Source organism: Paenibacillus silagei (assembly GCF_017874735.1).
GTDB classification, from domain to species: domain Bacteria; phylum Bacillota; class Bacilli; order Paenibacillales; family Paenibacillaceae; genus Paenibacillus_AQ; species Paenibacillus_AQ silagei.
In genome coordinates this window covers 197,555-218,002 of record NZ_JAGGLV010000004.1, presented here as the reverse complement: position 1 = coordinate 218,002, position 20,448 = coordinate 197,555, and the positions used below count along the sequence as shown (strand labels likewise).

The 20,448-nt window shown below is 52.7% G+C and carries 16 protein-coding genes; 10 read left to right on the top strand and 6 right to left on the bottom strand.

All coding sequences use genetic code 11. The features are described 5' to 3' along the window. Nucleotides 1-75 precede the first annotated feature (75 nt). The 4 genes from J2Z70_RS08315 to J2Z70_RS08300 form a co-directional block, all read right to left on the bottom strand. Nucleotides 76-975, bottom strand: coding sequence for a carbohydrate ABC transporter permease (locus J2Z70_RS08315; RefSeq protein WP_076081237.1), 900 nt, complete (start codon nt 973-975; stop codon nt 76-78). A 12-nt stretch (nt 976-987) separates the two neighbouring features. Continuing rightward, nucleotides 988-1,944 (bottom strand): ABC transporter permease, encoded by a 957-nt coding sequence (locus J2Z70_RS08310; protein WP_036731659.1) that lies wholly within the window; start codon nt 1,942-1,944, stop codon nt 988-990. An 87-nt stretch (nt 1,945-2,031) separates the two neighbouring features. After that, nucleotides 2,032-3,624, bottom strand: coding sequence for a response regulator transcription factor (locus tag J2Z70_RS08305; protein ID WP_209871423.1), 1,593 nt, complete (start codon nt 3,622-3,624; stop codon nt 2,032-2,034). Then, the gene (locus J2Z70_RS08300; RefSeq protein WP_209871420.1) at nt 3,617-5,407 is read right to left on the bottom strand and encodes a sensor histidine kinase; all 1,791 of its coding nucleotides are present in this window, start codon (nt 5,405-5,407) and stop codon (nt 3,617-3,619) included. Before J2Z70_RS08300 ends, J2Z70_RS08305 begins: the two co-directional genes overlap by 8 nt. A 694-nt stretch (nt 5,408-6,101) precedes the next feature. Here J2Z70_RS08300 and J2Z70_RS08295 point away from each other — a divergent pair. From J2Z70_RS08295 to J2Z70_RS08265, 7 genes are all read left to right on the top strand, one after another. Beyond that, the gene (locus tag J2Z70_RS08295; protein ID WP_209871417.1) at nt 6,102-8,198 is read left to right on the top strand and encodes a hypothetical protein; all 2,097 of its coding nucleotides are present in this window, start codon (nt 6,102-6,104) and stop codon (nt 8,196-8,198) included. A gap of 13 nt (nt 8,199-8,211) precedes the next feature. After that, complete coding sequence (locus J2Z70_RS08290) at nt 8,212-8,457, top strand: hypothetical protein (RefSeq protein ID WP_209871414.1); 246 nt, start codon at nt 8,212-8,214, stop codon at nt 8,455-8,457. 365 nt (nt 8,458-8,822) lie between these two features. Beyond that, on the top strand, nt 8,823-9,311 hold the full coding sequence (locus J2Z70_RS08285) for a hypothetical protein (protein WP_209871411.1): 489 nt from the start codon (nt 8,823-8,825) through the stop codon (nt 9,309-9,311). Next, complete coding sequence (locus tag J2Z70_RS08280; RefSeq protein WP_209871408.1) at nt 9,286-9,426, top strand: hypothetical protein; 141 nt, start codon at nt 9,286-9,288, stop codon at nt 9,424-9,426. Before J2Z70_RS08285 ends, J2Z70_RS08280 begins: the two co-directional genes overlap by 26 nt. An 11-nt stretch (nt 9,427-9,437) precedes the next feature. After that, nucleotides 9,438-10,040, top strand: coding sequence for a pentapeptide repeat-containing protein (locus J2Z70_RS08275; protein ID WP_209871405.1), 603 nt, complete (start codon nt 9,438-9,440; stop codon nt 10,038-10,040). A gap of 415 nt (nt 10,041-10,455) precedes the next feature. Continuing rightward, complete coding sequence (locus tag J2Z70_RS08270) at nt 10,456-11,757, top strand: GntP family permease (protein ID WP_209871402.1); 1,302 nt, start codon at nt 10,456-10,458, stop codon at nt 11,755-11,757. 27 nt (nt 11,758-11,784) lie between these two features. After that, on the top strand, nt 11,785-12,930 hold the full coding sequence (locus J2Z70_RS08265; protein ID WP_209871400.1) for a glycerate kinase: 1,146 nt from the start codon (nt 11,785-11,787) through the stop codon (nt 12,928-12,930). A 602-nt stretch (nt 12,931-13,532) separates the two neighbouring features. On the opposite strand, the gene J2Z70_RS08260 is transcribed toward J2Z70_RS08265, so the two are convergent. Both J2Z70_RS08260 and J2Z70_RS08255 read right to left on the bottom strand, forming a co-directional pair. After that, complete coding sequence (locus J2Z70_RS08260; protein ID WP_209871397.1) at nt 13,533-14,561, bottom strand: CdaR family transcriptional regulator; 1,029 nt, start codon at nt 14,559-14,561, stop codon at nt 13,533-13,535. A gap of 297 nt (nt 14,562-14,858) precedes the next feature. After that, the gene (locus J2Z70_RS08255) at nt 14,859-15,773 is read right to left on the bottom strand and encodes a dihydrodipicolinate synthase family protein (RefSeq protein ID WP_209871394.1); all 915 of its coding nucleotides are present in this window, start codon (nt 15,771-15,773) and stop codon (nt 14,859-14,861) included. A 96-nt stretch (nt 15,774-15,869) separates the two neighbouring features. Between J2Z70_RS08255 and J2Z70_RS08250 the strand changes: the two genes are divergently transcribed. From J2Z70_RS08250 to J2Z70_RS08240, 3 genes are read left to right on the top strand one after another with little or no spacing between them, the layout of a single operon-like run. Then, a complete protein-coding gene (locus J2Z70_RS08250; protein ID WP_209871391.1) occupies nt 15,870-16,628 on the top strand; it encodes an IclR family transcriptional regulator in 759 nt (252 codons plus the stop codon). 41 nt (nt 16,629-16,669) lie between these two features. After that, the gene (locus J2Z70_RS08245) at nt 16,670-18,649 is read left to right on the top strand and encodes a YjhG/YagF family D-xylonate dehydratase (RefSeq protein WP_425355102.1); all 1,980 of its coding nucleotides are present in this window, start codon (nt 16,670-16,672) and stop codon (nt 18,647-18,649) included. Then, nucleotides 18,646-20,232, top strand: coding sequence for a glycoside hydrolase family 43 protein (locus tag J2Z70_RS08240; RefSeq protein WP_209871389.1), 1,587 nt, complete (start codon nt 18,646-18,648; stop codon nt 20,230-20,232). The genes J2Z70_RS08245 and J2Z70_RS08240 overlap by 4 nt, the downstream gene beginning before the upstream one ends. The last annotated feature ends 216 nt before the right edge of the window (nt 20,233-20,448 follow it).

The window sequence follows — 20,448 nt, the reverse complement described above, 5'->3', positions numbered from 1 at the left end:
ATAGAAACCCTCCCTTTGTCTGGTAGAAACATATTGTATTCACAGGCCTCAGCCTGAAGATACCGCTTAAGCCGATTAGCTTTTGACCGAACCCAGCGTCATGCCTTTGACGAAATAGCGCTGCAGGAACGGATAGACTATCAGAATGGGAACGGTGACGACAATGGTGATTGCCATTTTGACCGATTCCGGGGAGATCTGGGCCATGACCTCTGTCATATTGCGTCCGCGGAAATTATCCGCGTTGGTCGTGGTGCTCTGAATGACCTTCATCAGCTCGAATTGCAGCGTGGTCAGCGAGTCCTTCGAGCCGTTATACAGATAGGTGTCAATCCACGCATTCCACTGGCCGACGGCCAGGAACAGGGCGATGGTTGCCAAGGCTGGCTTGGTCAGAGGCAGAATAACACGCCAGTAGATGGTGAAGTCATTGGCTCCGTCCAGCTTGGCAGATTCCTGAAGAGCGTAAGGCAGACCGTCGATGAAGGAGCGGATCACGAACACATTGAAGGCGCTCACCAGACCGGGCAGAACATACACGCCGAAGGTGCCCATCATATGCAGATCTTTAATCAGAATGTAAAAGGGGATCAGGCCTCCCGATACATACATCGTCAGCGCCAGGAAGGTAGAGACGAACTTGCGGGCCTGGAAGTCCACCCGGCTTAAGGTGAAGGCCAGCATGGAGGCACTGACCAGTCCGAGCAGAGTCCCGATAACCGTGCGCAGTACCGAGATTTTGAAGCCGGTAATCAGGCCGGAGAAGGCGAAGATCGTCTCATAATTCTTGAAGGTGAACACCCGGGGATAGATCGTAATCCCGCCCTTGATGCTGTCCGTCGAGTCATTAAAGGAGATCGCCAGTACATTCAGAAAAGGGTACAGCGTAGCAACAGTAACCACCGTAATCGCGAGATAGACAACCAAATCGAAGATGCGGTCCGACCAGGATGCCGCAGCCAGTTTTTTAATCATGAGCAGGGCCTCCTATATGATGCTTTCCTTGGTTATTTTTTTGAAGATGCCGTTGGCTGTAAAGAGCAGAATTACACTCACCACGGAATTGAAAATATTAATCGCCGTCCCGAAGGAGAACCGTCCCATCCCCAGCCCGTAATTCAGGGCATACAGGTCGAGAGTCTGCGAGTAGTCACGCACCAGATTGTTGCCGAGCAGGAACTGCTTCTCGAACCCGATGCTGATCAGATGGCCGATGGACATGATTAGCAGGATCACGATGGTACCCCGGATGCCCGGAAAAGTAATATGACGCACCTGCTGGAGCCGGCTGGCTCCGTCCACCCTGGCTGCTTCGTACAGCTCCGGTCCGATGCCCGAGATGGCGGCCAGATAGATAATGGTGTTCCAGCCCGTCTCCTTCCAGACATCCGAGGCGGTGACAATGCCCCAGAACAGATTGCCTTTGGCCATGAACTGGATCGGTTCACTGATGATATGAAGGCCCATCAGCAGGTCATTGACGGCACCGTTGTCCGTGGAGAGCATCTTGGTAATGATCCCGGCGGCAACCACCCAGGACACAAAGTGCGGCAGATACGACACCGTCTGAACAAAGCGCTTCAGCACCTGCAGCCGTACCTCATTCAGCAGAATGGCGAAGATAATCGGAATGATAAAGCCCGCCAGCAGTCCCATGATACTCATGGCCAGCGTATTGCGCAGGGCGTTGAAGAATTGCTCATCCTGGAACAGCTCCCGGAAGTACTGGAGGCCGACCCATTTTTGCTCGAAAAAGGATTTGCCCGGCTTATACTTCTGGAAGGCCATCATCCACCCCCATAACGGAAGATAGCTGAAGACAAAGGCCCAGAGGACAAAAGGAACAGCCATCATATAGAGGTATTTCTGCTGCCGGAATTTCCCCCAGAAGCTTGCAGCAGATTTCTTCGGCTCCGGCTTCATCGTGGTGGTAATCGCTTTCATTTATGTCCCTCCTTCGATATAGCTTTATCATAATCTGCCGCCAGGACGGGAAACACCCGAAGATTTAAGTGTAAAAACAGGGGGAAATCAGTCTTTTTCGTAAGCGCTTTCTGAAAAGGTATTCTCCGGCTCCTTTCTCCGGTAAGCGGAAGGGGAGATGCCTGCGATTTTTTTGAATTTCTCGCGGAAATAATCGACATCGCTGAAGCCGACACTGCTGGCAGCCTGATGGATTTTGCAGCCCTGGTCCAGCAGCTCCTTGGCCTTCTCAATGCGGATCGTATCCAGATAAGTGTTGAAGGAGCAGCCCATGGTGTTCTTGAACAGCTTACCCAGATAGGCACTGCTATAGGTGAACACATCGGCCAGCGTCTCCAGCTTCAGATTCTCGTCATAGTGCCGGTGGATCAGATCGACCATCCGTTTCATCAGGACATCCATATCGTCGCGTATAATCCCGCCAGCGTATTCCTCCAGCAGACCTGAGATATAACGCTGGAGCTGGGGGAGGGAGGTATGCCTGTAGATCTGCTGAATCTGCTCCTCCATCAGGCTCTGCGCAGCGCTAAGCTCCTTATAATGAACGGAGAGCTTGCCGGACATAGTAGTGACGGCCCGGACATAGTAGGATTTCACCGCCATCTCGGATAAGCCCGCAGCAGCCATAAGGTCCCCTGCTTCCTGGATCAGGTCAGAGATTACGCTGAGATTGCCGGTATCCATGGCGAAATAGAGCCGGTCCATCACAGGGGCGAGCCTGCTCTCCGTATCCTGGGGGTTCGCAGGCAGCCCCTGCTTCAGCTTGAGCGAATCCGGGCCGATCATCCCCGGCTCATCATAGAAGAAGTGATCCTTCATCCGCGCCAGCGCCGACTGATGGGAGAGCTGCAGCTCCGCCAGACTGTCCACCATATCCCCGGCGGTGATGATGCACTCCAGTCCTTCAGCGGCAGCGGCCTCACGGATCTGCCGGGCCATCCGTTTGCTTACCAGCTCCTTCTGATAAGAGGGCTGAAGCAGCACCCCGAGATAAGAATCAAGCGCGAATACGATGCCCCGGCTATTGTCCTCGAAGCTTGACGTCAGCCGGGACTTGACGCTGCTGGAAGGTCCGTTGTCCGCATGATCCTGGAGCAGCAGCCGGATCAGCACGATCTGGTAGGCATCCCAGAGCAGCCCTGCTTCCAGCGCCGACTCCATCAGCGCCGGGGCGGGATGCAGACCGCTCTCCATCAGCAGGGACTGAACCAGCATCTCCCGGCTCCAGACCTTAACAGCCTCATGATTCTTGCGGTGCGTCAGCCGCGCATTCAGTACGGTGGACAGGCCGGTAAGATACAGCTGCAATTCCTCTTCATCGACCGGCTTAAGCAGATAGTTATCGATATTGTAAGACAGTGCACGCTTGGCATAGCTGAAGTCGGCATAGCCGCTCAGGATGAGAATATGCAGCTCCTCATGATCCTCCCGCAGCTCGCCGATCAGCTCCAGCCCGTCCTTCCCGGGCATACGGATATCGACAATCATCAGGTCCGGAGAATACAGCATAGCCTTATGCCTGGCTTCAACCGCGTTGGCAGCTGTATCCACTACCCGGTAGCCCAGACTCTCCCAATCCAACAGAGTAACAAGCCCTTCGCGGATAGACAATTCATCATCAACAATTAACACACTATACATAGGAATCACTCCTTATAGGGATGGCGAAGCTGATCTGTGTGCCGTATCCGCTCTGGCTGGACAGAACCAGGCCGCATTCCGGGCCGTAGGTCAGCTTCAGCCGCAGATGGATGTTACGCATTCCGATACTGTGGGTCTCATAGTCATCGTTATTGTCCAGCATCTGCCGCAGCTCTGCGAGCCGGGCCGGCGGGATTCCGGTTCCGTTATCGGAGACCTGAACCTTAAGCAGGGCATCCTCCACCCGGATATCCACCCGGACCATTCCGCCGTCCATCCGGTCCTCCAGGCCGTGTATGACACAATTCTCCACCAGCGGCTGAATAATAAGCGGCGGAATTTTTAAGGTATTCGCTGCCGGATCAACATACAGCTCGTAGGCGAGCCGGTCATTGTAGCGGAATTTCTGGATGACCAGGTAACAGTTTACGGTCTCCAGCTCACTTTGCAGGGTAATTCTGCCCCCGCCGACCTCCAGATTCTTGCGCATCATCTTGCCCAGCAGCCGGACGACCTGTGCAATATCGGTCTGGCCGCGGGTGTGGGCCTTCATCCGGATCGACTCCAGGGCATTGAACAGGAAATGGGGGTTGATCTGGCTGGCCATCATTTTGAATTTGATCTCATTCTGCTTCAGCAGGATAGCATTCTTCTGCTGGTTGGACTCCTGCACCTCGCTCATCAGCTCGTTGACATTGCGGACCATGTGGTTGAACTGCCGGGCCAGCTGGCCGATCTCATCTTTGCCGTCGATCACGAGCCTGGCTTCCAGATTGCCGGAGGCAACCTTGGAGATATGCTTGCTGAGATGCAGCATGCGTCCGGTGAGCAGGCGGGAGAAGTAGTAGATTAGGATGATTGCAAGGAATAGGGAGGAGATAATGACGGAAGAAGCCAGGGAAATAATCCGGTTAGGCTCACTTACAATACTCTCTACGGAGAAAATAGAGATGATCCGCAGGCTGTTCAGGCTGCCCACAGGATGCCAATCGTCGATCAGCATTTTGAAGGACTGCCCGTCGATCGTGATATCCGCAGGCCCGTGCCCGGCAAGGGTGGACAGCGGCTTCAGGTTGATTTCGTGCAGCGACTTGCCGAGGGTACCTGCCCGGTTGGAGGCGACAATATGATCGTTCTCATCGACGATAAAGGTCTCGAAGGTCTCCTGCTTCAGGATGCTGCTGAGCTGATCCGAATTGACATTCACGACCAGCACACCGGTTGTGCGCTGCTTGAGGAAGTCCACCTTGCGGATCAGGCTGAGATAATACTGGCCGTTGCGGCTGTCGGGGATATAACTCCAGAACGCGAGTCCCTTCTGGGCGAGGGCGAGCTGGTACCAGGGCTCCCGGGTAACTGCGGCATCAGCCTGGAGGAATTCCCAGTTGTTAAGCACCGTCGGGTTGTCGATATACAGCCGGATGCTGGAGATTTCTTTGTACAGGCGGACGAAATCCCGGAAGTCGGGATAATCCCAATAGGCCTGCACCACATCATAGACTGATTCGTACCGGTGATTCGCAGCCTCCTCCAGCCGGCTGTCATTGGACAGGCGGTAGACGATATCCACCGGAACGTTCAGCATCTCACTGGTCCGTTTTTTCACACGGTCGACATTCGCCGTAATCTGCTTTAGCGCATTGTTCATTGCCATATTCCGCAGCTCACTGGTCAGGAACACCCCCACAATGAGCACCGGAATCAGGACGACGCTGCCGAAAGAGAGAAAGAGCTTGGTCCTGAGCCTCAGGTTGTTCATGAAGGTGATGATACGGGTATACACGAATGAAATCGCCTCCGTAAGCACAATTATAATAACGCTTACAATAGAGTATAGCGCGAAACAGGCAGCCAATATATGTCATGAAAATATTTTTTTGATAAACTTTATGGAAACGAATTCCGATAATAAAGGGATCTGCACATCAATATTGGATAATTATTGAATACTTAGATGGAATACTGGAACTCCATTCTGAAGAAGTATGCGGGACCATCTATTGTGTTCGGTTTATCGCATACATTTGGCCTATGCACCTGCGCACCGGCACAATGTGTGCTGTATTTGGCATACATTCGGGCCACACACCTGCGCACCGGCACAATGTATGCTGTTTTTGGCATACATTTGGGCCGAGCGCCTGTGCGCAAGCAAATGTATGCTGTTTTCCACATACATACGGGCCACACCTGCGCACCGGCACAATGTATGCTGTTTTTGGCATACATTGGCCCGAATCCCTTCGCGGAAGCACATTGTATTCGGTTTTCCACATACATTTGGCCCGGTGACTTCTACTTGGATGGTAACGTAATCATAAATACAACCTTGGATCAATACCAGAAAAAGTATCTTTCAAGCGAGTTAATGAATCATCTGAGAACTCAGTATATTTGCAAGAAGTTGCAAGTCCATGATTCTATGAATTTGTGTACATAACTTACAGGTAAGTATGGTGTACGACGGGAGGGTGAAGATGGCATCCACGAAGCTTGTATTTAACGAAGATGAAGTCAGGCGCCTGCAAACGAAGATCGGCCAAGTGAGTCAGGACACCAATCGGTTATATCTTCAATTGAAGGGCCAGTCCAGCGGCTGGGGCGGGATTCCGATGGGCGATCATATGATCAAGGCCCAGGTCCTGATTAATGAATTAACCGTAGAAGCGGAGAAATTAGAGGATATTATCCGGGTCGCCCTGAGAGGCGTCTCGGAGTTGCAGGAAGAGAATAAGCGGCAGGCGGACAAGCTGAGCGGGCAGTTTACTATTTTGCTTGCAGCCTTCGGCAGCTTGGGGCTGCAAGCACCCAACGGGCGTGTCTCCATCCCTGAATTTGTGCAGCGAAGTGCGACGAATCTCATCACTTCGATTGTGGCTCTATCCAGAAAAGATGAACTTAGCAGGGACCCGGTGGTGCAGCAGCTCAGGAATGTTATTCAGACCTCCGGCCTCTTGACCGTAGAAAGAATCGCTGCACAAAGTAAGCTGAACGATATCTTCGCGGCGCGGAATCAGATCGCCAAGGCACAGATGGCCTTCAAAGTGTATCAGGCGTTCGGCAATCAGGCCCAGATGGAGGCTGTTCATGCGAAGGCCGAAGAGGCCCGGCAGAAGCTGGCTTCTCTAGGCGTAGCCAAGATCTACTATGAATCCGGCAAGGATCTAAGCGCCCATTATAAGCAACCAGCGGTTACCGCCTGTGAGTATGATCCGTCGATTACAGCGGACAAGGTCCCCTTACTACATAACGAAGAATATCTGCTGCTCCTGCGGCTGGCGATGGAGAAGACTGCCGCCGGAGCGTATGCGCGGGGTCAGCTTGCAGCCAAGCGGCAGGAAATTCAGATCGCATCGGCTCTTAAGCAGGTTCAGGAGCAGATCGAAGCGGAGCGGCGGTTGAACGGGCCGCCCCTCACCCTGCCGGACGGCACGCCAATTACTGCAGACAACAAGGAAAATGAGACCACCTGGGACTTTTATCAGGCGAAAGTCTATGTGCCGAATGAATATCTCACTCCGATGTATACGAGTTATGTAGAGTGGCTGAAACAGACATACGGGCTAACGAAAGGGGAGCATTGGGTTCGTCAGGCGGACGCGGTGGTGCTGGCATTTACCGAAGGATTGGTAAAAGAAGTCGCCATGGGTGTGGCGGATACGGCAACCCTTGCCTTCAAGCTAGTGGTGGACCCGGTCAAAACCACCACAGAAATGAAGCAGCAAGCGCAATACCTCATCGAGCATCCGGAAGTGCTGGTCGAAGCGGCGAAGAAGGCGTATCATCAGTTTGACGAAGGTACACTCGAAGAGAAGGCGAAAATGCTGGGCTCGGTCGCTTCTATCCTGGTTCCTGGACTACAAGTCACGAAGGCTGGCAAAGTAGGAAAAGTATTGGGTGAGGTAGAAGAAGCCGTCACCCAAGCAGCGAAGGAGGCCCTGCAAGGGATCAAGCAAAAGCTCCCGGATCTGGGACGGGCAGTGCAAACGCCGGAAGGGTTTGTTTTCAAGATAGGAGAGATTCCCGATACTCCAGCCTTGCCGAAGACGCCGGTGCAGCAGCGGTATATGGATGGTTTGGAGGGTGGTGGGGTTAAGGGGACGGGTAAAATTCATCCTAACGGGACGCCTAACCCAACGCACAATGCTAAGGGTGAACGAATTGATAATGTAGATGTTCCTAAAGCGAAATTCACTTCCGTAACTGAGTATATGAGACAAGAAGATGCGGCAATAAATATGTATAAAGATTTTAAAATTATGAAAAATGATACGAGTGACATAGCTAAGAACACAGGTTGGAAGGAGGCTGATATTCTGCAGATTAAGAATCATCTATTCATTGAAAAGCATAAATTTGATAATGGTGAAGTAAGGCTATTTGATCCAAATTATCAACAAGCTTTAGCGTGGGAACGATTAATGAAAGGGAACTATAATAAGAATGACATCTCATTGCTTAACCATGAATTGTTTGAATCTAATTACATGAAAAAGCATGGAGCTTCCTACGAACAAGGACATGCAGAAGCTCAAAAGTATTATAATTGGTCAGATAGCGTATTCGAAGAATGAGGAGGAGATAAGCATGGCTACATACGTTTTATTGGTAAAGGAAGAAGAAACAGAAGATTTTGTAGTGTATAAATTTGGTCCTGATAAAGATAGATTGGGGAAGTTAAGGTTGGACAAAATTAGTGGAGAACCTGAAGAGCTTGAGAAGGTTCCAGATACGAATACTAATTTTTATTATTTTTCTGCGGCTTCAAAACTTATTAGAATACTTAAACAAGGAGATGGAGTTTTTCCTGATACAACGTCATACGCTTCTTGAGTTAGGGTAATTTAATCAAAGTTATTGTCCTTACATGGGGCTACCCAGTGCCGAATGAATTCTTGATAAAAAAAGCCATCTATTTGCGTTTGAAATCATATAGAGGACTCAGATTTAGAACCCGCAACTTTTTTTTACAAGTTATAGCTTGGGAGAGTTTCTAAATATGTTAACCGAATGAGTCCTGCAAAAATCCTGTAATACTATTGTCACAATACGAGCTAATGTTTCGTATTGTGGCTTTTTCATTCTGTGACATGGATGGCGGCGGTAAATGAAATAGACCCTACCCAGTGTCGAATGAATTATACGAGCTACGTGGGGTGGTTTAATCAGACGTATGGGCACGAAATAGGAGACGGGCAGTGCAGACGCCGGAAGGGTTTATTTTCAAGATAGGAGAGATTCCCGATACTCCAGCCTTGCCGAAGACGCCGGTGCAGCAGCGGTATATGGATGGTTTGGAGGGTGGGAGCGGTAAGATTGATGGGACGGCAGAAGGTAGCAAACCTAACTTTTATGATAAGGCTGGAAATTATAAGGGCGGTAGAACTCAGAAGGAATTGGATGACTTAGCTCGGGATCCAGCAAGTAATGGGAAAATAGAACCTAAAAATATCAGGGAAAGGGAAGTTGGATTAGCAGTAGAAGAAAGAGGTCAATTGGGAAAGCTAGTACGTGATCCTCAAGCAGAAAATGGAGCAGAGTTTATTGATACTTTTTCAGGTTTAAAGTGGGACGTGAAAAGCTTTGAATCATACCCAAGTGGTGACAATGGAATTCCTATAACAAATCCCAAAAAAAGGTGCCTTTACTATCAAACAAGGTATGAAAAAGCTACAAAAAGAATTTGATAATGGGAACAACGTAATTATTGACACAAGAAAAATGGAGCCTGAGCATGTTGAACAACTCAAGAAAGCAATTGATGAAGAAGGAGTAACAGATAAAATAATATGGTATCCTTAAGGAGTGGGAAAATGGAAGGGAATCTTAATAGGAAGTTTGATTTGCATAAAAAGTGGGTTGAGACAATTGGAAAAGAAGGCGAAATGTTAAAGTTAGATGAAGTGGACTTAAGAAGTATTGATTTATCCGATATATTGTTTGAACAAGCATATTTAATTGAGTGTACTTTTGATGATCTCAGACTGGAAAATATTGATTTTCACACATCATTATTAGCCTCGTCAACATTTAAAAATGCATATATAGATAAATGTGATTTTTATAAATCAGATCTTAGATATACGGATTTTACCAACTGCGTCATTAAAAACAGTAGATTTAGTAAAGGTGATTGTTGGGAAGCAATATTTAGAAATGCATATTTACTAGATTGTAATTTGATTAATGTATCGTTTTACTTAACGGATTTTAGTTGGGCAAGACTAGAAAATATAGATATAAGTGTAGCGACATTTGAAGAAACATTATTAAGCGGAGTGACTTTAAATAATATTAAAGGTATAGAAGAAGCTCATATTAAAAGTATTAATATTGGTACGTTGGAGAAGCCGATTTTGTTGAAATCAGATGAAGCAAAGAAATGGATGTTAGAAAAATGTGAAGTAAGTGGCTAAGAGGAATTGGCTACCAGTGCCGAGTGAAATGGGTAGCAATGCTCAAACAGACTTTACCCAAATCAGCCCCATATGAAGTTTTACTAAACATCAAACAGGTCATTATGGTCAGATGCTACCATGATTGACTTGTTTTTTTATTTACCTAAGCACCGTCGTTAAGCTAACTTTTCATGCCTGTTCGAAGATTTAACCGAATGAGAAAATCATCAGATAGTGTGACGAAGGTGTAAGCCCGCTGGAGTACCGCAATCAGCAAAAGCTGTTAACCACACTGCTAGAGAAATGATCCGTATAACCTTCTAATCCGTTGGTCACTTGCACAATGCATTTCGTCCGTTCATCAATATTCTTTTCCTCCCCCCAGACCTTATAATGAGAGCGTGTTCAACAAGTTGTTAGGGGGATATTTGAAATGGAAGGATTAATCATTGGTTGGTATGGAGCGCTCGCAGGACTGGCAATTGCCATTATTCTGATCCTTAGAAAATTGAATCCGGTCTACGCTCTGTTCCTGGGTGCCATTGTAGGGGCGCTGATCGGCGGAGCCAATCTCGAACAGACCGTAAGTGTTCTTGTAAGCGGTACACAAAGTGTAATGGGCACGGTGCTGCGGGTGCTGGCCGCCGGTGTGCTCGCTGGTGTGATGATGGAGTCGGGTGCGGCTGAAGCCATAGCCCAGGCTATTGTCCGAAAGTTCGGCGGAAGCAAGGCCATTCTGGCCCTCGCGCTGGCAACTATGGTCATTACGGCAATGGGCGTATTCATTCCGGTAGCGGTGCTGATTGTGGCTCCAATTGCTTTATCTGTAGGCAACAAAATGGAGATCTCCAAGCTGGCGCTGCTGCTGGCCTTGTCGGGCGGAGGGAAGGCAGGTAACATTATCTCACCGAATCCGAATACGATTGCTGCTGCGCGCGGCTTTGATCTTGATCTGAGTAATGTCATGCTGGCAGGCGTGATTCCGGCAATCTGCGGATTAATTGTAACCGTTATCTTAGCAACCCTGCTGAAGAAAAAAGGCGTCATGGTTACCACGGCAGAAGCTGCAAACGGTGCAGACAACGCGAATACGGCCGCTTACCCGCCGCTTAGCAGAGCGATTGTGGCTCCGCTCGTGGCTATCGTCCTGCTCATGATTAACCCGATCGGCTCCATCTCCGGGATCGAAGCGTTAACCAAGCTTAAGGTGGATGCGCTCTATATTCTGCCGCTGGCGGGGATTATCGGGATGCTGGCGATGGGACAAGGCAACAAGGTGCTGCAATACACATCCTCCGGCCTTAGCAAAATGACTGCAACCATCCTGATCCTGATCGGAGCAGGCGGCATCGCCGGTCTGATCTCCGCTTCCGATCTGTCCGCCCAGGTGGTGCATCTGATTGAGCTGTCCGGGATTTCCGGGACGTTCCTGGCACCGATCTCCGGGATACTGATGGCTGCGGCTACCGCCTCAACATCCACGGGTGTTATTGTCGCTACCGGCTCCTTCGGACAGGCCATTCTGAATATGGGCACGGCTCCGCTGGCTGCAGCTGTAATGGTTCATACCGGAGCTACGGTGATCGACTCGCTGCCGCAGGGCACTTACTTCCATGTTACGGCGGACAGTATGAAAATGTCGATCAAGCAACGTATGGGGCTCATCCCGTATGAGGCCATAGTTGGCGGCACGATGACGATTGTGGCTACGCTGGTTTACGGATTTTTACTCTAAGATCAATATAATAGATGAGGTGTGGACATGAGAGAGAGAACCTTTGTGCTGGCGCCGGATTCCTTCAAGGAGAGCATGACCGCGAAAGAAGTATGTACAGCGATGGAGGCCGGACTCCGCAAAATATACCCTGAAGCAACCTACATCCATGTTCCGATGGCGGACGGCGGGGAGGGAACCGTACAATCCCTTGTCGACGCATCCGGCGGAGAGATTCATTATCTGGAAGTTGCAGGACCGCTGGGACAGCCGGTGACGGCACAATTCGGCATTCTCGGTGACGGCCAGACGGCGGCAATCGAGATGGCTTCGGCCAGCGGCATTCAGCGGGTGGATAAGGCGGAGCGGAATCCGCTGATCACCACTACCTATGGCACGGGCGAGCTGATTCTGGAATGTCTGAACCGTGGTATCCGCAAAATCATCATCGGCATCGGCGGCAGCGCTACCAATGACGGGGGTGCCGGAATGGCGGAGGCGCTCGGCGCCCGATTCCTGGATGAAGCGGGAGAGTTGCTTCCGCGCGGCGGCGGCAGCCTGGGACGGCTGGCGAGTGTAGATGTTAGCGGGCTAGATGCGAGACTGCAGCAGGTTCAGCTCATCGTTGCCTGCGATGTGACCAATCCGCTCTGCGGGGAGCAGGGGGCTTCAGCCGTATTCGGTCCGCAAAAAGGGGCCACGCCCGACATGGTGCAGCAGCTTGACGCCAATCTGGCCCATTATGCGGCGGTGGTGAAGCAGCAGCTTCACAAGGATGTCCGTGACCTTCCCGGAGCTGGTGCAGCGGGGGGACTGGGCGCGGGTCTGATGATCTTCACGCAGGCCACGCTGCAGAAGGGAATCGAGATCGTGATTGAATACACAGGGCTTCAGCAGAAGCTGGAGCAGGCGGACTTCGTCTTCACCGGAGAAGGCGGGATTGACTTCCAGACCAAATTCGGCAAAACGCCGTACGGCGTAGCCCGCACCGCCAAAGCCAGCGGCAAAAAAGTCATCGCCCTGGCCGGTTATATCGGCGAGGGAATCGAGACGCTCTACGCCGAAGGGATCGACGCCGTCTTCGGCATCGTTCCCGGCGCTTCGAGCCTGGAGAAGCTGCTGGCTGACGGCCCCGCCAATGTCGAGCGGACCTGCGAGAATATCGCCAGGCTGCTGAAGCTTAGCGGGCAGTAAGATTAGTTAAGTGAATGGAGCAGCGGAGTTTAATGTAGCGGAACCTAGTGAATAGCAAAGGTAAGTGAATATTGGAATGTAGCTAATAGTTACGTTGCATAGAATTGCCCCGGTGGATATGATCCTCCGGGGCAATTGCTTTTATTGACGGGGTGCCGCAACCTTACTCCCAAGTAAGAAGTGGAAAAAGGGCATTTAATTTCTCTGAAATCTTATATTTGAGGATTTTAGATGGAAAAAGTACAACTGCTTAGCCCGAAACCTGCGTTTGGCGGGAGCTGGGCTGAATTAAATGCCCTTTTTCCAATTAAATTCCCCAGCGTACCCATCAGCCGGAAATTAGATGTACTTAATCCACCTATGATCGTACTGAAATTTTAGCTTATAGAAGAAGCACTTAAGAAATTAACAATAAGCAAAAAGAAGCGGAGGGGAAATTTGGAACTGGAGGAGCGTTAGCGACCGCCTTTGTGTTTGGATTTCTACCGCGAGAAGCGTTTGAAATCAGGAAATCCAAACACAAGAGCGGCCGGAAGTCCAAATGTTCACCGCAGCGACGACCAGGCTTTGAGTTCTAATCGCAAGTGCTTCTTTTATAGTATCTACTTATACAGCGCCAGCAGCTCATGCGTAAGCTCGAAGAGCTGCAGCAGGTTCTTCGGGTCCTTGCCGGTGATGCTCTCGATCCGCTTCAGGCGGTATTGCAGTGTATTGCGGTGGATGTTCAGCTGCTCAGCCGTCTGCGAGACGCTGCAATTGTGATTGATGAAGCTGCGGAGCGTCTCCAGCAGATCGGCGGTATCCTCCAGCTTGATTGCCGTGCCGGGCTTGTCTGACAGGCTCGACTGGCTGAGCTTCACCAGGAATTCCGCGTCCTCGTAGCGGATCGATTGCGCAGCAGGGCGGAGCGCCAGAAGAACGCCGAGGGCAGCTTTGGCCTGACGGTAGCCCTCCGCGATACTGGCTTCCAGCCGGCCCGAAGACAGCAGGAGCTGAGGCTGATTATGCATCAGCTCCGCGATTAATCGGCTGCAGTCCGGCCGGTTCTGGACTAGGATTACCCATGTATCCCCGTCGAGCTGGAAGGACGGGTGAAGGAACAGAAGCTTCGCCTCATCCAGCTCCGGCTGCACATGCTTGAGATACAGCACGGTGGTCTTCAGCAGAAGATCTATCTGATAGGCTGCGGCTTCTTTCCGCAGCTTCTGGGAATATGCTCCCTGATGGTCAAGGAGCATCTCCAGCAGAGCCTTCTTGCGACTGGCTTCGCTGGCCAGATGCTCGAGCGTGTTTCTTTGTTCAATGAGCAGCGATACCGTGGTTCTTACGATATTGCAGAAGGGCCGGACCTCTTCCGGGCTGCCGGAGATCCCGATTACACCTACGCGGGTATTGCCGATGACAATCGGTTCGTTGGTGCCCTTTTTCTCATATCGCCCGTCCTCCATGACTTCGACCCTCTGCCCGGTGGACAGCGCCTCGACAGCCCCCTGATGAACGGTGCCGACCCTTGCCTTATGTCCGCTGCCGATGATGATCCCCTCATGATTCATGATGTTGATGTTATAAGGGATGTCCATCATCATCTTGTCTACAATCTCCTGCGCCTGCTTCTCCGATAGCTGAAACAACCGGAACGCCCTCCTCGTCTTGAGCGGGTAACCGCCAATATTGCCTCTACTTCACTCATTGTGCATCTGAACAAAATTATAGACCAACCTTCACCGCGAAGAAAGGAGGAACCTCACTAAGAGCCTTGCAAGGAATCTCACGAGGAATTTTACGAGGGAAACGTACAAGAAGACGCACTAGGAAAAGGACTAAGCACCGCCCAGCACCAAAAAAAGCCAGCCCCAATACGGGCTGACCTTAATAGAAGGGGGAATTGTGAAAAATAAGAATGGATGAGTAGGTGCTATAAATTTCGCTTACTCTTGGGCAATACCCGCCCGGCTGAAAATCAGCTTCAGCTTCTCCTCATGCTCCGCACTCCATATCCCAGGCGAAGCCAGGCTGAAGGTGGATACTGGAACACCCGACAAGCGGACGGCTTCCTTGATCGAAGCGATGAACGGGTCATCGATGGCATACAGCGCCGGAATCTCGATCAGCCGCTGCTGGAAGGACAGTACTCCGGCTAAGTCCCCCTGCTTGAAGCTGTCATACACGCCGAGCATCAGCTCTGGAGCGAAGTTCGCACTGGCAGCGATCGCCCCGTCTCCTCCGGCAGCCAGCGTAGGCAGCAAATATTCGTCGAAGCCGCAGAAGACGGAAAAGTCCGGACTAACCGCCTTAACCTGCATGATCATCTGGCGGATGTGGCTAAGCTGGTCCACGGTATCCTTGATGCCGAGTACATTCGGATAATGTGCGGCCAGGCGGGCAACGAACGCCGGAGTCAGATCCTGGCCGGTCATGGCCGGGAAGTTGTACAGCATGAGCGGCACATCGACCGCTTCCAGCACAGCGGCATAATGGGCGAACAGGGCGTCCCCGCTCAGCTTGTAGTAATACGGATTCATAATGACGATGCCGGTAGCTCCATGCTCAGCGGCATGCCGGGAGAGCCGGAGGGTCTCAGCAACGGTATTGCTGCCGGTGCCGATCCAGGCCGGAAGACGGCCATTCGTATACTCCAGGCATAGCTCTGCGATCTCCTCACGCTGCTCTGCGGTGAACAGGGTGAATTCTCCGGCCGTTCCAAGGAAAAACAGACCGTGAACCCCTTTGGCGATCAGGCTGTCGATCAGCAGCTTCATTCCGTCACGGTCGAATTTTCCGGCGGAATCCAGAATGGTCGGAACGGGAGGAATGACACCTGCATTCGGGTGGCTAAGTTTCATTTTATTTTTGCCTCCTGGTTTGGTATTATAAACATATGATTATTATAGTGAACTTGAAAGGCTTAATCAATGGATTTATGAGAGGGGAATGAAGGTGTGGACCAGAAGTACTGGGTTCCGGCATTGGAACGGGCTGATCTGATTCTTAAGGCCATCTCAAGACAGACCGGAGCGCTCAAAATGACAGATCTCTGCGAGGAGACCGGCATTAACAAAAGCTCGATGTTCTCGCTGCTGCGCACAATGGAGACTCTGGGGTGGGTGGTGAAGGGTGCGGGCGAGAGGTATGTGCTTGGCGCCGGGATCTCCTATTATAATACCGTCTATAATGATTCGCTTAAGCAGAATATGAATCTGGTAGAGCGGTTTCTGGCAGAGTCGGTGCAGAGTGTCGCGGCGGTGGGGGAGACCTTTCAGCTGTCGGTGCTGGACCGCGATGAGATTATTTATTTAGCCAAGCAGGAGGGGCAATCCCTGGTAAGGCTGGAGTCCAGCCCCGGGATGCGGTTTCCGGCACATGCGACGGCGATGGGCAAGATGATGCTGGCGCTGCTGCCGGAGGGAGAACTGGAACGGCGTTATTCCGGCAAAAGCTTATCCGCAGTCACCTCACATACGCTGACGGATTGGGCTGAATTCACAGCGGCCTTGGCCGATATTCGCAGAACTGGCTATGCCATGGACCGCGAAGAGATTATCGAAGGCATTAGCTGCGCCGCTGCGCCTGTTCTGGATGCCGCAGGCAAGGCCGTTGCCGCTGTCAGTACTTCGATGCTTCAGCATGCCTTCACAGCGAAGCAGGAAGCTGCGGTCCGGGAGGTAACCCTGCTTGCGGCGAAGCTCTCGTTGTCATAGACATCCGGGCACATTCATTCTGAGGGAGAGAAGGGATTTATATGAAATTGACCGTACAAGAGATTATGAAGGAAGACATCATCGAAGCTGTTCCGGTACATACCGCTGCGGAAGGTCCGGCAGGCCAGCTGCCGATCACCGGGGAGGTGCTGCGGAATGCGCCGAGCGGAGAGATTTTTGGGATGACACAGAATGCCGGGATGGGCTGGAATCCGTTGCTGCTGAACCGGCCCCAGTACCTGATTCTCGGAACGATGGGCGGCATCCGGCGTGAGGACGGCACTCCGCTGGCGCTCGGATACCATACCGGTCACTGGGAGATCGGCGTGATGATGGAAGCGATTGCGGAGGAGCTTACCGCGAATGAGGGAATTCCGTTCGCCGGTTATGTCAGCGATCCCTGTGACGGCCGTTCCCAGGGAACCACAGGCATGTTCGATTCCTTGCCTTACCGCAATGATGCGGCCATCGTGCTGCGGCGGCTGATTCGTTCACTCCCTACCCGCAAGGGTGTGCTTGGCGTAGCTACCTGCGACAAAGGCCTGCCCGCTATGCTGCTGGCTCTTGCCGGTATGCATAAGCTGCCCGGAGTTATCGTCCCCGGCGGTGTAACCCTTCCGCCGGTGGAGGGGGAAGACGCAGGTAAGGTACAGAGCATCGGGGCACGGTATAGCAACGGAGAGTTGTCCCTCGAAGAAGCGGCGGATCTCGGCTGCCGGGCCTGCGCGACGCCGGGCGGCGGCTGTCAATTCCTTGGCACCGCCGCGACCGCTCAGGTCATTGCAGAGGCGCTGGGCATGGCGCTGCCGCACTCGGCCCTGTCCCCATCGGGGCAGCCGATCTGGAAGAACATCGGCCGCCAGTCGGCCCGGGCCCTTCAGCATCTGGATCAGAACGGAATCGTCATGAGCGATATTCTGACAGATCAGTCGATCCAGAATGCGATGGTGCTGCACGCTGCCTTCGGCGGTTCAACGAATCTGCTGCTGCATCTGCCGGCCATCGCCCATGCCGCCGGGCTGAAGGTTCCGACCGTCGAGGACTGGAACCGGGTGAACCGGATGGTTCCGCGCCTCGTCAGCGTACTGCCGAATGGTCCGGTACCGCATCCGACAATTCGGGTGTTCCTGGCAGGGGGCGTTCCTGAGGTGATGCTCCATCTGCGCAAGCTGGGACTGATTGACGAGTCCGTGCTGACGGTGACCGGGCGGACACTGGGCGAGAATCTGGATTGGTGGGAGACCTCCCAGCGCCGGACGGAGCTGCGCCAGCGGCTGCTGGAAGCAGACGGCGTAGACCCGGATTCTGTAATCATGAGCCCGGAAGAGGCCAAGCGCCAGGGCATGGCGTCCACCATGACGTTCCCGGTCGGGAATCTCTGCCCGGAAGGCGCAGTCATCAAATCGGCCGCGATCGATCCTGCCGTTCTGGACAGCGAGGGTGTCTATCGCCATACCGGACGAGTGAAGGTGTTCACCACAGAGAGAGCCGCCATCCGCAGTATCAAGCTGGGTATGGTTCATGCCGGGGATATTCTGGCCGTTATCGGCCGCGGACCGAGTGGAACGGGGATGGAGGAGACTTATCAGCTCACCTCGGCGCTCAAGCATCTGCCTTACGGCAAATATGTCACCCTGATCACAGATGCCCGCTTCTCCGGCGTATCCACCGGTGCCTGCATCGGCCATATGGGGCCGGAAGCGCTGGCAGGCGGCCCGCTCGGCAAGCTTCGCGATAATGACTGGGTGGAAGTGCGCATTGATACCGTGAACCTGGAAGGAAGCGTCAATCTGGTGGGTGAGGGAGATGAGCCGCTGACCAAGGAAGCGGGGACGCTGATTCTGGCTTCGCGGACGCCGCATCCGGGCCTGGCGGTAGATCCGGGTCTGCCGGAGGACACCCGGCTGTGGGCTGCTTTGCAGGCGGCCAGCGGCGGAACCTGGAAGGGCTGCATTTACGACACTGACAAAATCATTGCCTTACTGGAAGCAGGACGGCAAGCATTGGAGGAGAAACTATGAGCCGAAATCTGATTCATAATCCGATTCTGCGCGGATTTCATCCGGACCCGTCGATCTGCCGGGCTGGAGATGACTACTACATTGCTACTTCAACCTTTGAATGGTTCCCCGGCGTGCGGATTCATCATTCGCGCGATCTGGTGAACTGGCGGCCGCTTACGTATGCGCTGACCCGCAGCTCGCAGCTCAATATGGAAGGGGACCTTGATTCGGGCGGCATCTGGGCACCTTGCCTCACGTACGACAATGGACTCTTTTATCTGATCTATACCGATGTCAAAAGCCGCCAGGGTGCCTTCAAGGATACACCTAACTATCTGGTGACTGCGGAGAATATCGAAGGCCCCTGGTCAGAGCCTGTGTACCTGAACAGCAGCGGTTTCGACCCTTCGCTGTTCCATGATGAAGACGGGCGCAAATGGCTGGTCAATATGCTGTGGGATCACCGTACCGGCCGCAACAGCTTTGCCGGTATTGTGCTCCAGGAATATTCGGTGGAAGAGCAGCGCCTGGTCGGACCGGTTACTCCGATCTATAAGGGAACGGAGCTGGCCCTAACCGAAGGCCCGCATCTGTACCGCAAGGACGGCTGGTATTATCTGATTACCGCTGAGGGCGGTACGCAGTATGATCATGCGGTGACCGTAGCCCGCGCAAAGCAGATTGAAGGCCCTTACGAGACCGCTCCGGTTAATCCGCTGCTGACCTCGGCAGGCAACCCTGAACTGCCGCTGCAAAAAGCGGGCCATGCCAGCCTGGTCGAGACCCAGACCGGTGAATGGTACATGGTCCATCTGTGCGGCCGTCCGGTCAAGGACAAGTACTGCAATCTGGGCCGGGAGACTGCGATTCAGCGCGTCGAATTCACCGCCGACGGCTGGCTGGCCTTGTCCGGGGGCGGAAACGCTCCAGCGCTGACGGTGGAGGGACCGGATCTTCCGGCGCATCCTTTTGCCGCAGCCGCTCCGCGTGACGACTTCGAGGCTCCGCAGCTGGATGTCCGCTGGAGCACGCTCCGCGTGCCGGCTGATGAATCCTGGCTCTCGCTTCAGGAGCGTCCGGGCTATCTGCGCCTGAAGGGCAGGGAGTCGATGAGCTCCATGCACCGCCAGAGCCTGGTCGCCCTGCGCCAGCAGGCCTTCCGCTGTAGCGCCGAGACCTCGGTCGACTTCGAGCCGCAGCATTTCCAGCAGATGGCCGGCCTGATCGTCTATTACGACACGAAGGATTACCTCTATCTGCGGATCACGCACGATGAAGTCCTCGGTGGCCGAACCCTGGGACTCATCCGTTCCAAGGATGGAGTCTATGAAGACACCCTGACGCCTGAGATTCCGTTGCCTGCCGGAGTAAGCGTGTCGCTTAAGGTCATCATCGACGGCGAGTTCGCCCAGTTCTATTACAAGGTTAGCGAATCCACTTGGGAGAAGATCGGCCCGGCCCTGGAAATCTATCATCTGTCCGATGACTTCCCGGCTTATATCCGTTTTACCGGAACTTTCATCGGTATATGCGCCCAGGACCTCAGCGGCACGCTGCATCCGGCGGATTTTGATTACTTCGAGTATCTGGAGCAGGAGTAGCATTGGCCTATACCTGGAGCATCGAAAAGGATGCTCCCATGAGACTAAGGCTGAAAGGGAAACTAGTGGAATGAACAATTGAAAGGGATAAATCCCATTGAATTCATTAAAAATGGGCGGCAGGAGGAAATGAGAAGGATAAATCCCATTAAATCTGCCAAAATCGGCCGATCGTAGGAAATGAAAGGGATAAATCCCACTAATTTCTCCAGATGC

Bases quoted from the DNA above. Each gene is read 5' to 3' on its own strand.
- J2Z70_RS08265 (WP_209871400.1), top strand. From the start codon at position 11,785: ATGAGAGAGAGAACCTTTGTGCTGGCGCCGGATTCCTTCAAGGAGAGC.
- J2Z70_RS08290 (WP_209871414.1), top strand. From the start codon at position 8,212: ATGGCTACATACGTTTTATTGGTAAAGGAAGAAGAAACAGAAGATTTT.
- J2Z70_RS08310 (WP_036731659.1), bottom strand. From the start codon at position 1,944: ATGAAAGCGATTACCACCACGATGAAGCCGGAGCCGAAGAAATCTGCT.
- J2Z70_RS08295 (WP_209871417.1), top strand. From the start codon at position 6,102: ATGGCATCCACGAAGCTTGTATTTAACGAAGATGAAGTCAGGCGCCTG.
- J2Z70_RS08240 (WP_209871389.1), top strand. From the start codon at position 18,646: ATGAGCCGAAATCTGATTCATAATCCGATTCTGCGCGGATTTCATCCG.
- J2Z70_RS08275 (WP_209871405.1), top strand. From the start codon at position 9,438: ATGGAAGGGAATCTTAATAGGAAGTTTGATTTGCATAAAAAGTGGGTT.
- J2Z70_RS08305 (WP_209871423.1), bottom strand. From the start codon at position 3,624: ATGTATAGTGTGTTAATTGTTGATGATGAATTGTCTATCCGCGAAGGG.
- J2Z70_RS08245 (WP_425355102.1), top strand. From the start codon at position 16,670: ATGAAATTGACCGTACAAGAGATTATGAAGGAAGACATCATCGAAGCT.
- J2Z70_RS08270 (WP_209871402.1), top strand. From the start codon at position 10,456: ATGGAAGGATTAATCATTGGTTGGTATGGAGCGCTCGCAGGACTGGCA.
- J2Z70_RS08315 (WP_076081237.1), bottom strand. From the start codon at position 975: ATGATTAAAAAACTGGCTGCGGCATCCTGGTCGGACCGCATCTTCGAT.
- J2Z70_RS08255 (WP_209871394.1), bottom strand. From the start codon at position 15,773: ATGAAACTTAGCCACCCGAATGCAGGTGTCATTCCTCCCGTTCCGACC.
- J2Z70_RS08280 (WP_209871408.1), top strand. From the start codon at position 9,286: ATGAAAAAGCTACAAAAAGAATTTGATAATGGGAACAACGTAATTATT.